Origin of the sequence: Vibrio scophthalmi (genome assembly GCF_040869025.1) — a bacterium.
Taxonomy (GTDB): Bacteria; Pseudomonadota; Gammaproteobacteria; order Enterobacterales; family Vibrionaceae; genus Vibrio; species Vibrio scophthalmi.
Map to the genome: position 1 here is coordinate 2731798 of NZ_CP134271.1, position 11956 is coordinate 2743753.

9 protein-coding genes are annotated in these 11956 nt (G+C 45.8%); 6 read left to right on the plus strand and 3 right to left on the minus strand.

Translation table 11 applies throughout. From position 1 onward, the window contains the following. Nucleotides 1-12 precede the first annotated feature (12 nt). The 5 genes from RJD38_RS12505 to kdsB are packed head-to-tail and all read left to right on the plus strand — an operon-like array spanning nt 13 to nt 5942. Nucleotides 13-2238, plus strand: a complete 2226-nt coding sequence (locus tag RJD38_RS12505) for a DNA internalization-related competence protein ComEC/Rec2 (RefSeq protein WP_367971451.1) — start codon at nt 13-15, stop codon at nt 2236-2238. Between the two features lie 32 nt (nt 2239-2270). Further along, a complete protein-coding gene (gene msbA / locus RJD38_RS12510) occupies nt 2271-4022 on the plus strand; it encodes a lipid A ABC transporter ATP-binding protein/permease MsbA (RefSeq protein ID WP_065545436.1) in 1752 nt (583 codons plus the stop codon). Between the two features lie 3 nt (nt 4023-4025). After that, nucleotides 4026-5033, plus strand: coding sequence for a tetraacyldisaccharide 4'-kinase (gene lpxK / locus RJD38_RS12515; RefSeq protein WP_065545435.1), 1008 nt, complete (start codon nt 4026-4028; stop codon nt 5031-5033). Then, entirely contained in the window at nt 5014-5193 is a 180-nt protein-coding gene (locus tag RJD38_RS12520) for a Trm112 family protein (protein ID WP_005594740.1), read from the plus strand. The genes lpxK and RJD38_RS12520 overlap by 20 nt, the downstream gene beginning before the upstream one ends. Then, on the plus strand, nt 5193-5942 hold the full coding sequence (gene kdsB / locus RJD38_RS12525) for a 3-deoxy-manno-octulosonate cytidylyltransferase (protein ID WP_065545434.1): 750 nt from the start codon (nt 5193-5195) through the stop codon (nt 5940-5942). Before RJD38_RS12520 ends, kdsB begins: the two co-directional genes overlap by 1 nt. Before the next feature lie 61 nt (nt 5943-6003). Here kdsB and RJD38_RS12530 read toward each other — a convergent pair whose 3' ends face one another. The 3 genes from RJD38_RS12530 to RJD38_RS12540 all read right to left on the minus strand — a co-directional run bounded on the left by RJD38_RS12530 (nt 6004) and on the right by RJD38_RS12540 (nt 10853). Then, on the minus strand, nt 6004-7542 hold the full coding sequence (locus tag RJD38_RS12530; protein WP_065545433.1) for a SpoVR family protein: 1539 nt from the start codon (nt 7540-7542) through the stop codon (nt 6004-6006). Between the two features lie 9 nt (nt 7543-7551). Next, nucleotides 7552-8823 (minus strand): YeaH/YhbH family protein, encoded by a 1272-nt coding sequence (locus tag RJD38_RS12535; RefSeq protein ID WP_005594743.1) that lies wholly within the window; start codon nt 8821-8823, stop codon nt 7552-7554. Nucleotides 8824-8918: 95 nt separating this feature from the next. Then, nucleotides 8919-10853 (minus strand): PrkA family serine protein kinase, encoded by a 1935-nt coding sequence (locus tag RJD38_RS12540; RefSeq protein WP_005594744.1) that lies wholly within the window; start codon nt 10851-10853, stop codon nt 8919-8921. Between the two features lie 358 nt (nt 10854-11211). On the opposite strand from RJD38_RS12540, the gene RJD38_RS12545 reads away from it, so the two are divergent. Then, nucleotides 11212-11940 carry a MipA/OmpV family protein gene (locus RJD38_RS12545; protein WP_065545432.1) on the plus strand — a complete coding sequence of 243 codons (729 nt, stop codon included), beginning with the start codon at nt 11212-11214 and terminating at the stop codon, nt 11938-11940. Nucleotides 11941-11956: the final 16 nt, after the last annotated feature.

The window sequence follows — 11956 nt, forward strand, 5'->3', positions numbered from 1 at the left end:
ATGCCGTCGTGGATGTGGTCAGTTCCTTGCCTAGTTTGGCTATTGCTTAGTTTCTATTGTAGAAGGCTTCGATGGGGCTGTGGAGTTGCCGCGGCACTAATCGTGATTTTGACTAGCGGCAATCTGCTACACCATCAATCAAACACCCTGTTTCAAGCCGGTTCGAATGTTACCATAAATGCCGAAGTTGACAGTCTTTTTAAGCCAAGTAACCATGGCTTTCAAGGCATAGCCTCGGTTAGATCAATCAATGGTGAAAGATTGAACTACCTTTCTCGCCCTAAAGTCTACTTAATTGCTCCTAAAAATCTACAGTTGGGTGATCAGATAACCGCACAAGCTCGATTAAAGCCCGTAATTGGCGTGCTTAATGAGGTGGGGTTTGATCGAGAAAAGCACGCAATGAGCCAAGGTGTCGTGGGCATTGTTTCTATTAACCGCAATCATTCATATTTCATCGAAAGTCAGTTGTCATTCCGACAAATTTTATTTAACCGGATGTTTCAAGCATCGAATTCTCTGGCGAATCAAGGCTTGCTGTTAGCGCTTAGTTTTGGTGAACGAGCCCATATTGAACCGTCACAATGGCAGGCATTGCAGCAAAGTGGTCTTAGTCACTTGATCGCTATCTCAGGCTTACATGTCGGAATTGCATTTTCAGTGGGGTGGTTTGTTGGTTTAGGCTTAGTTCTACTCGGTTGTAAAAAAGTCTATTTACCCGTGATCTGTGGGGGCGTTGGGGCATTGGCTTACACTTGGTTGGCTGGGTTTGCGATTCCGACACAGCGTGCAATGTGGATGGTCGCGGTACTGATGGCGCTGCAGTTGACACGTACGCATACCTCCTATCGGTTTACTTGGCTGTTGGTAGTTTGTGCTTTGCTATTCACCGACCCAAAAGCGGCTTATGCCAGCAGCTTTTGGCTTTCGATTACAGCGGTCGCGATTATCTTTTTATTTCTGTCGTTGAGATTACCGTGGCGCTCTGTACTGCTTAAGGCGCTACTGATGCAACTCTGTTTGGTGGTGGTGATGGCGTTGCTGGTGGCATGGCTCTATAACGGTCTGAGTTTGCATGCATTGCTCTACAATCTCATTTTTGTGCCTTGGTTTAGTTTTGTCATTATTCCCTTGCTGCTGTTTACCGTGGTGTTCGCCGTTTTTTTTCCACCGCTCATTCAGTGGCTACTAAGCACTATTGATCTGCTACTCCTGCCGCTGAGTTTGGCACTACCACTCAGTCATTGGTTATGGTTTGAATTATCAGAACAACAGGTGTTGTTGCCTATTGTGGTTCTGTTTGTGTTGCTACTTGCATTGTTCGTGCGTAGAAAACCGCTGTTGATCGTGTTCTTAAGCATGATCTTGGCCTTAAACGTGCGCAAAGATGAGCGTGTTTGGCGGCTGGATTTGCTTGATGTAGGCCACGGGCTTGCGCTGGTGATAGAGAAAAACAATCGGGCATTACTTTACGATACAGGCGCGGCATGGCAGCGCACCTTCCGGGGGGCTGGCCTCAATTTGAATCAAGATGGTGTTGACGACCGAATATCGCAAGGCAGTTATGCGCAGCAGTTGATTATCCCTTGGTTGAGTCGTCGTGGAGTGATGCTCGATGGCGTTATTGTCAGTCATTTCGATAACGATCATGTTGGTGGATTAGCGGCAATAAGGCGTCGTTGGCCTGAGGCTAAAGTCTGGTCGAGCCAAACAGAGAATCGAATGACCACGGTCAATGAGCCATGCATCGAAGGGCAGCGTTGGCAATGGCAGGGGATTGACTTTGAGGTATTGTGGCCGCCAAAACTAACCTCTCGTGCTTATAATCCCCACTCCTGTGTGGTACGTGTACATGATCGAGAATATGGACATACGGTGTTGCTGACTGGGGATATTGAAGCTGTCGCGCAATGGATGTTATTGCAAGGAACAGAGCCTTTACACAGTGACGTGATCGTGGTGCCACATCACGGCAGCAAAACGTCTTCTTCCACCGCTTTTATTAACCGAGTCTCGCCTCAGTTGGCTCTGTCTTCGAGTGCTTTTCAAGGTCGTTGGCAGTTGCCCGACCCTGCCGTTAAAGCTCGCTATTTGGCGGCCAACGCTCAATGGCTTGATACGGGCAGTTCTGGGCAGGTAACGTTGTTCTATCGCGGAAAAAATCGCCGATTAATAACAATGCGTTCAAGCAAAGGTCTGGCATGGTATAGGCAGATGCTGCGTAAGCGAGTAGAATAGAAGGATTATTGTAAAAAGAATAAAGCACTTCTATGTCTCTAGATCAAGATGAAACAACGTGGCAAACCTTTCAACGTTTGTGGGCGTATATCCGCTTATACAAGCAGGGTTTATTTGTTGCCGTTATAGCTCTTATCATTAATGCAGTCGCTGACACTTATATGGTTTCATTGTTAAAGCCCTTATTGGATGAAGGCTTTGGCAATACGGAATCCGACTTTTTGAAAATTCTGCCATTTATTATTTTTGGTATGATGATCGTTCGTGGTTTAAGTGGATTCGTATCTACTTACTGTTTGAGTTGGGTATCGGGCAACGTCGTGATGCAAATGCGTCGTGCTATTTTTAGTCAGTTCATGCACATGCCAGTCGCTTACTTTGATAAAGAATCGACGGGTGGCCTGTTGTCACGTATTACTTATGACTCAGAGCAGGTTGCCGGTGCGACGAGCCGTGCGCTAGTGAGCATCGTTCGTGAAGGTGCGAGTATTATCGGCCTTTTGACGCTGATGTTTTGGAATAGCTGGGAACTGTCATTGGTTCTGATCGTGGTTGCTCCCGTCGTGGCGTGGGCGATTGGCGTGGTTTCGAAACGCTTCAGAAAAGTATCGAAAAACATGCAAGATACCATGGGTCATGTCACTTCTTCTGCAGAGCAAATGCTTAAAGGTCACAAAGTAGTCCTCAGTTATGGCGGTCAAGAAGTTGAGCGTGAGCGTTTTGATGTCGTGAGCAACAGAATGCGTCAACAATCAATGAAGTTAGTTTCTGCACAAGCCGTGGCCAACCCAGTGATTCAGTTGATCGCGTCAATTGCGTTGGTGACGGTTTTGTTTCTTGCAAGTGTTGATTCGATTCGTGAAACCTTAACGCCTGGTACATTCACTGTCGTATTCTCAGCAATGTTTGGTTTGATGCGCCCTTTGAAAGCACTGACTAACGTAACCTCTGAATTCCAACGTGGTATGGCAGCGAGCCAAACCTTGTTCGCTTTGATTGATTTAGATACTGAGCAGGATAACGGTAAATTTGAAAGCCAAAATGTGCGTGGTGATGTAGAAGTAAAAGACGTGACGTTCACATACGGTGGCAAAGAGAAACCAGCATTGTCGAATGTGTCGTTTACCATTCCACAAGGTAAAACATTGGCTCTTGTTGGCCGTTCTGGTTCAGGTAAGAGTACCATTGCGAATCTATTCAATCGTTTCTACGACGTGGACTCAGGCTCGATTAGCCTAGACGGCCACGATGTGCGCGATTACACCCTAAAGAATTTGCGCAGCCACTTCGCTTTGGTTTCGCAAAACGTACATTTGTTTAACGATACTATCGCCAACAATATTGCTTATGCAGCGACAGAAAAATACAGTCGTGAGCAGATTGAACATGCCGCCCGTCTTGCACATGCGATGGATTTCATCGATAAGATGGATGAAGGGCTTGATACCGTTATCGGTGAGAATGGTGCCAGTCTATCCGGCGGTCAGCGTCAACGTATTGCGATTGCACGCGCGTTGCTGCGTGATGCGCCGGTACTGATTCTTGATGAGGCAACTTCCGCGCTGGATACTGAATCTGAAAAAGCGATTCAAGCGGCGCTGGATGAGCTACAAAAAGATAAGACCGTATTGGTGATTGCACACCGTCTTTCAACGATTGAAAAAGCCGATCAGATTTTGGTGGTTGACGAAGGTGAGATTGTTGAACGTGGTAGCCACCAAGAGCTTATTGCGCTTAAAGATGGTGCATACTCTCAGTTACACCGCATTCAATTTGGTGGTTAAGCTGTGATTGAAAAGCTTTGGTTTGAGAATCATCCAATTAAGTATCTGCTGTGGCCGCTATTATGGCCACTCAGTAAGCTATTCGGTTGGATTAGTCGCTCTCGCCGTCAAGACTATCAATCGGGTAAAAAGAGTGCTTATCGTGCTCCGGTGCCGATTATTATAGTTGGTAACATTACCGCAGGTGGTAACGGCAAAACACCAATGGTGATTTGGCTGGTGGAAAAGCTGCAAGCGCTAGGCTATACACCGGGCGTTGTTTCACGTGGCTATGGCGCAAAAGCGCCCAGTTACCCGTTAGTGGTTAACGCGGAGACTTCCACCGCTCATTGTGGCGATGAACCGAAACTGATTTTTAAGCGCACTCAAGCCGCTGTAGCGGTTGATCCAGTGCGCGCAGATGCCGTTAAAGCATTATTGCCACTGGGTGTGGACATTATTATCACCGATGATGGATTACAACATTATGCTTTAGAGCGTGATATTGAATTTGCAGTCGTGGATGGTAAACGCCGTTTTGGTAATCAACAGCTATTGCCTCTAGGTCCTTTGCGCGAAAGTGTGGATCGCTTAAGCGAGGTCGATTTTATTGTGACTAACGGTGGTCAAGCGCAGCAAGGCGAAGCCGCGATGACGCTAACACCGAGCTTAGCCGTAAATATGAAAACTCGTGAGCAAATTCCAGTGAGCCAACTCAAGGGGCTGGTTGCGATGGCGGGGATTGGTCATCCTCCGCGATTCTTCAATACACTGGAGCAATTGGGGGCGGATTTAGTTCACTGCCAAGGCTTTGCCGATCACCAAGATTTTGCGATTGCGCAATTGAACGAGTTAGCCGCTCGCGGTACACATCTGATTATGACTGAAAAAGATGCCGTCAAATGTGCGAAAGAAGCGCAAGAAAACTGGTGGTATTTACCCGTATCTGCGACTTTCTCTCATGATGATGAAATGCGCATCTTAGAACGAATTAACCAAATAAAGGAACATTATGGATCACCGTCTGCTTGAAATCGTTGCGTGCCCTGTGTGCAAAAGCAAACTGACTTACGATAAAGATAAACAAGAGTTGATTTGTAAAGCGGATCGCCTTGCTTACCCAATTAAAGAAGGCATTCCAATGCTACTCGAGCCTGAAGCACGCTCGATGAGTATGGATGAGGGCAGATAATGTCATTTACGGTTGTTATTCCAGCTCGTTATCAATCGACGCGCTTGCCGGGTAAGCCTCTTGCTGATATCGGTGGTAAGCCGATGGTGCAATGGGTATATGAGCAAGCGGTGCAAGCGGGCGCCGACCAAGTGATCATCGCGACTGACGATGAGCGTGTCGAACAAGCTGCCAAAGCATTTGGTGCGCAAGTGTGCATGACGTCACCGAATCATGAGTCGGGTACTGAACGTTTGGCAGAAGTGGTTAAGCTGATGGGCATTGCCGATGACCACATCATCGTTAACGTTCAAGGTGATGAACCACTGATCCCGCCATCAATCATCACTCAAGTGGCAGACAACTTGGCTAATAGCCAAGCACCGATGTCGACTTTGGCGGTAGAAATTAGCGATGAAGCGGAAGTCTTTAACCCGAACGCGGTTAAAGTACTGACTGACAAAGATGGTTACGCGATGTATTTCAGTCGCGCGACGATTCCTTGGGATCGCGACAATTTTGCTAACAACAATACCATTGCTCAGCCATTACTGCGCCATATCGGTATCTATGCTTATCGCGCAGGCTTTATCAATACCTACATTAACTGGCAGCCTAGTTCGCTTGAGAAAATTGAGTGCTTAGAGCAGTTGCGAGTGCTGTGGTACGGTGAAAAAATTCATGTTGCCGTTGCGAAAGAAGCACCGGCAGCAGGGGTTGATACACCAGAAGATCTTCAAGCGGTGCGCGATATTATCGCTAACCGATAATAAGATCACCGCATAGAAAAAGGGGCTCTCAGAGCCCCTTTTTATTACTTGTTATTTGATGCTAAATACCAGAATCATAACTATTGCGCTGTGGGCAAGAGCCGATGATTTCTCTGCGGCCTGTGTCTTTGAGCTCCTCAAGAATAATATCAAAGCCCCATAGTCGGTAGAGATGTTTTAACACTTCAGACGAGCTCTCATGTAGTGGGATACGGTCATGAGGTACATACTGCAATGTCATTGAGCGATCGCCACGCACATCGATATTGAACACCTGAATATTCGGTTCAAGGTTGCTGAGATTGTATTGCGCAGCTAACTTCTCGCGTATCGCCCGATAGCCCATGTCATCATGAATATGGCTAATCTCAACATAGTTCTTACGGTCATCATCGACGATTGAAAACAGCTTAAAATCACGGATTAACTTTGGTGACAGATATTGGCTAATAAAGCTTTCATCTTTAAAGTTCTTCATCGCAAAATGGGCGGCCTCTAGCCAATCGGTATCGGCAAGATTCGGGAACCACTCACGGTCTTCATCTGTAGGTTCTTCACAAATTCGGCGAATGTCGCGGAACATAGCAAAACCAAGCGCATAAGGGTTGATGCCACTAAAGTAAGGACTGTTGTAAGCGGGTTGAGCGACGACCGCGGTGTGACTGTGTAAAAACTCTAGAATGAAGCGTTCAGAAACCACGCCTTCATCATACAGGTGGTTCAAAATGGTGTAGTGCCAGAACGTAGCCCAACCTTCGTTCATTACCTGTGTTTGCTTTTGTGGATAGAAATACTGGCTTACTTTGCGCACGATACGGACAATCTCACGCTGCCATGATTCCAGTAGCGGTGCGTGTTTCTCGATAAAATAGAGAATGTTTTCTTGTGGTTCAGAAGGGAAGCGTACCTTGGCATCTTCTTCTTTTTCAGCTGATTTCGGTACAGTGCGCCACAAGTCATTAACCTGAGATTGTAAGTAAGCTTCACGTTCGTCTTGGCGTAGCTTTTCTTCGGCAATCGAGATTTTCTCGGGGCGTTTATAACGGTCAACGCCGTAGTTCATCAGGGCATGGCAGGAGTCGAGTAAATCTTCCACTTCATTGACGCCATACTTTTCCTCGCATTCAGCAATGTATTTTTTAGCAAACAACAAATAATCAATAATCGAACCGGCGTCAGTCCAAGTTTGGAATAGGTAATTGCCTTTAAAAAAGGAGTTGTGCCCGTAGCAGGCGTGTGCCATCACCAAAGCTTGCATGGTGACCGTGTTCTCTTCCATTAAATAAGCGATACACGGGTTAGAATTAATAACAATCTCGTAAGCTAAGCCCATTTGGCCATGCTTATAACCTTGTTCAGTTTGAATGAATTTTTTACCAAATGACCAGTGATTATAGTTAATCGGCATGCCAATACTTGAATAAGCATCCATCATTTGTTCGGAGGTAATCACCTCAATTTGATTGGGGTAAGTATCGAGGCGGTAGTGTTCAGCGACACGTTTGATTTCAACGTGATAGCGTTCAAGTAGGTTAAAGGTCCAATCGGGACCGTCGGGAAGTAACTTGCTGTTAGTCGGCTGCTTTGTCTTTGTTGTCATATTGCCTCCCTAAGCGTTTTCTTTGCTGAATAGTTCCCTAAACACAGGGAATATATCGTCAACACTGCGGATGTTTTTCATGGCAAAGTTACCAAATGCACTCTCGAGTTTTTCATATTCGTGCCACAAGGTTTGATGAGAGCGACGGGTGATTTCGATGTAAGAGAAATACTGGCACTGCGGTAACAGTGACTCTTGCATCAATTCTCGGCAGCGAGGTGAATCATCCGCCCAGTTATCCCCATCAGAAGCCTGTGCTGCGTAGATATTCCACTGTCCGACAGGGAATCGATCCGCGACGATTTCGTTCATGAGACGCAGGGCGCTGGATACGATGGTGCCACCCGTTTCTTGTGAGTAGAAAAACTCATGTTCGTCGACTTCTTTCGCTTGTGTGTGGTGACGAATAAAGACCACCTCGACGTTTTCATACGTACGGGTAAGAAATAGGTAAAGTAATACGTAGAAGCGTTTAGCGATATCTTTAGTCGCTTGATCCATTGAACCTGAAACGTCCATGATGCAGAACATCACCGCTTGGCTGGATGGGATAGGGCGGCGTTCGTAGTTTTTAAAGCGTAAATCGAACGTATCAATAAACGGAACGCTGTCGATTTTTTTTCGTAGCGCTTGGATCTCTTCTTTCAAGCGGCGCTCTTCAATCAGTTGCGCAGGCTCTTGGTTTTGGATTCGGTTTAACTCTTCTTCGAGTTCATGCATCATACGGCGTTTACCCGCAGTCATGGCGGTTCGACGTGCTAAAGATTGTTGCAGTGATTTGACGATCGCGATATTAGCGGGCACCCCAGCGGTTTGATAACCCGCACGATGGGTTTTCCACTCGGTGATTTTGTTTACTTGTGTTTTTTCTAAATTGGGTAGAGCGAGGTCTTCGAAGAGAATATCCAGATATTCATCTTTAGAGATTTGAAACACAAATTCGTCTTGCCCTTCGCCATCTGGGCTTGCTTCACCTTCACCCGCACCGCCACCTTGACCACCGCCTTTCGGGCGTTCAATCTTATCACCCTTAATAAATTGGTCGTTACCGGGATGCACACGTTCTTTTAAGCCGCCTTGACCTTGATGGAAAATAGGCTCATTGATGTCTTTATGCGGAATCGCAACGTCTTCGCCTGTTTCGGTATTGGTGATAGAACGACGATTGACGGCATCCGCTACCGATTCCTTGATTTTCTCTTTATGACGACGAATAAAACGCTGTCTATTTACAGCACTTTTATTCTTTCCGTTCAGTCGTCTATCGATAAATTGCGCCATGACTCACCCCTTATTTACCATGCTATTCGTCCATCGTTGATGGTAATCATTGACGGCCCGCATTGGCGACATAGCGCCAATGCGGGTTATCGTCCTTATGAGGACTTACGAACGCGTAGATACCATTCAGATAGCAGGCGTACCTGTTTCTCGGTATAGCCTTTCTCCATCATACGAGCGACGAAATCGTCATGTTTCTTCTGATCTTCAGAAGAGGTTTTACTGTTGAATGAGATAACTGGCAGCAACTCTTCGGTATTCGAGAACATTTTCTTCTCAATAACGGTACGAAGCTTCTCGTAGCTGGTCCATACCGGATTAGAGCCGTTGTTGTTGGCACGAGCACGTAAAACAAAGTTGACGATCTCATTACGGAAATCTTTCGGATTACTGATGCCAGCGGTTTTCTCAATTTTCTCTAGCTCATTGTTCAAGGCTGAGCGGTCAAACAGTTGGCCAGTCTCAGGATCACGGTACTCTTGGTCCTGAATCCAGAAGTCGGCATAGGTAACATAACGGTCAAAGATATTTTGTCCGTATTCAGAGTAGGACTCTAAGTAAGCAGTTTGAATCTCTTTACCAATGAACTCGACATAACGAGGCACGAGGTAACCTTTCAGAAATTCTAGGTACTTTTCAGAAACATCTTGTGGGAACTGCTCGCGTTCGATTTGTTGTTCGATAACGTAGAACAGATGCACTGGGTTCGCAGCCACTTCGGTTTGATCAAAGTTAAACACACGTGAAAGGATTTTGAAGGCAAAACGGGTAGAAAGCCCTGACATACCTTCATCGACACCAGCGTAATCACGGTATTCCTGATAGCTCTTCGCTTTTGGATCGGTATCTTTCAGTGTTTCACCATCGTAAACACGCATTTTTGAGAAAACCGACGAGTTTTCAGGCTCTTTCAGACGCGACAGAATACTAAATTGCGATAGCAGCTCAAGCGTACTTGGTGAGCAGGGCGCATTAGAGAGCTCTGAGTGGTCGAGTAGTTTCTGGTAAATCTTAACTTCTTCAGAAACACGCAAGCAGTAAGGCACCTTAACAATATAAACACGGTCTAGGAATGCTTCGTTGTTTTTGTTGTTACGGAAGGTTTGCCATTCCGACTCATTCGAGTGAGCTAGGATCATGCCATCAAATGGCAATGCTGAAAGTCCCTCTGTACCGTTGTAGTTACCTTCTTGCGTTGCAGTTAATAGCGGGTGTAAAACTTTGAGCGGTGCTTTAAACATCTCAACGAATTCCATGACACCTTGGTTTGCTTTACACAGTGCACCTGAGTAGCTGTAAGCGTCTGGATCGTCTTGTGAGAAATGCTCTAGCATGCGGATATCGACTTTACCCACAAGTGATGAAATATCTTGGTTATTTTCGTCACCCGGCTCGGTTTTCGCAATCGCTAACTGATCAAGAATCGACGGGCGAACTTTAACGACTTTGAACTTGGTAATATCACCGCCAAAATCATGTAATCGTTTGGCTGCCCAAGGCGACATAATTGACCGCAAATAGCGCTTTTCAATGCCGTATTCTTGTTTGAGCAATTCGCCATCTTCTGCTACATCGAACAAACAAAACGGGTGGTCATTCACCGGGCTGCGTTCGCCATCAGCAGAGAGTATATAAACAGGTACTTGTTGCATTAAAGCTTTTAGTTTTTCAGCTAAAGATGATTTACCACCACCCACAGGACCAAGTAGGTAGAGAATTTGTTTGCGCTCTTCCAATCCTTGAGCTGCATGTTTTAGATAAGAGACGATTTGTTCAATCGCATCCTCCATGCCATAAAAGTCTTTGAATGTTTCATAGCGCGAAATGACGCGGTTTGAAAAGATCCGACTTAGGTGAGGATCTTGAGCCGTGTCGATGACTTCTGGTTCACCTATGGCCATGAGTAAACGTTCGGCCGCGTTTGCGTATGCGCTTTTGTCATCTTTACACAATGCTAAGAAATCTTGTAAAGATAGCTCCTCATCCTTAGACGCTTCATAGCGCGCTTGGAAATGGTCGAAAATGCTCATAATGATTTCCCCTCTGAACCTGTCTAACTGACATACAACTCGCTAATAAATAACTAATCCCTCATTAATTAAGCCTAGTGTGGATTTCTAATATTGCTTAAAAAATATGGATTTATTTGCGTTATTTGCGATTAATGAAGTGACGAATGGAAGAAATAAGTGACTGATATTGAGTATGTGACGTGATGAATAAAGCGCTGAGCAATCAAACGAGCCACCTTGCGAAAGGTAGCTGATCGCAACGCATTGATCTTCATGGTGGATGATTTGAATTATAGAACATCATTCTGTATAGTGCCGGTGAATGAATTTTGAACAGAGATTAGGGTATACCGTGAAAAAACAATTATTGGTCACGATGCTTGCATGTTACGCAATGTCTCCGACACTTGTGCTAGCAAACATTTCACAATGGTCGCTAGGTGTCGCGGCTTCTTATTCTCCAGCCGTGTATAAAGATACGCCGGCCAATAAGGCGGTGATTCCTGTGATTGGCTATGAAGGTGAGCATTTCTTTATGCGCGGCTTTAGTGCTGGTTACCGTTTGAATCCAATTGGTTCTACACACAATATCGTTTTTCGCGCTGTTTATGATCCTCGAACGCTCAAGCCACAAGATTCGGATAACGCTGTTGTACAACAAATGGACGAACGTAAAAGCACCATATTAGGCGGCGTAAGCTATCAGTTGATTACCATGGTGGGTATGTTTGAAGCAACGGCAGGCAGTGATATTGGCGGTAAGCACAACGGCTTATATGCTGAAGCGGCGTGGCGCTTACCCATTAGAGGGCGAGGTTGGGCTATCACGCCGGGTATTGGTTATGCCTACAACAGCGACAAGATCAATAAGCATTTATACGGGGTGAGTAAGAGTGAAGCGGCTCGCGCCGGGATTGACCACTTTGATCCTAGCTGGGATGGTCAGTATTTCATTGGTGCATCGGCCTTCATGCACCTAACACCGAACATTCGCGTCACCGGTGGTATTCGTTATACCAATTTAGAAGGTGAGATAGAAAAAAGCCCATTGATTGAATCGGGTGTTAACACCACGGGTAATATCGGTATTGCTTACGTATTTTAGTCTAGAAGATAGATGC

Excerpts from the sequence above, each read along its gene's own strand:
- RJD38_RS12505 (WP_367971451.1), top strand. The coding sequence starts at position 13 with ATGTGGTCAGTTCCTTGCCTAGTTTGGCTATTGCTTAGTTTCTATTGT.
- msbA (WP_065545436.1), top strand. The coding sequence starts at position 2,271 with ATGTCTCTAGATCAAGATGAAACAACGTGGCAAACCTTTCAACGTTTG.
- RJD38_RS12520 (WP_005594740.1), top strand. The coding sequence starts at position 5,014 with ATGGATCACCGTCTGCTTGAAATCGTTGCGTGCCCTGTGTGCAAAAGC.
- kdsB (WP_065545434.1), top strand. The coding sequence starts at position 5,193 with ATGTCATTTACGGTTGTTATTCCAGCTCGTTATCAATCGACGCGCTTG.
- RJD38_RS12530 (WP_065545433.1), bottom strand. The coding sequence starts at position 7,542 with ATGACAACAAAGACAAAGCAGCCGACTAACAGCAAGTTACTTCCCGAC.
- RJD38_RS12535 (WP_005594743.1), bottom strand. The coding sequence starts at position 8,823 with ATGGCGCAATTTATCGATAGACGACTGAACGGAAAGAATAAAAGTGCT.
- RJD38_RS12540 (WP_005594744.1), bottom strand. The coding sequence starts at position 10,853 with ATGAGCATTTTCGACCATTTCCAAGCGCGCTATGAAGCGTCTAAGGAT.
- RJD38_RS12545 (WP_065545432.1), top strand. The coding sequence starts at position 11,212 with ATGCTTGCATGTTACGCAATGTCTCCGACACTTGTGCTAGCAAACATT.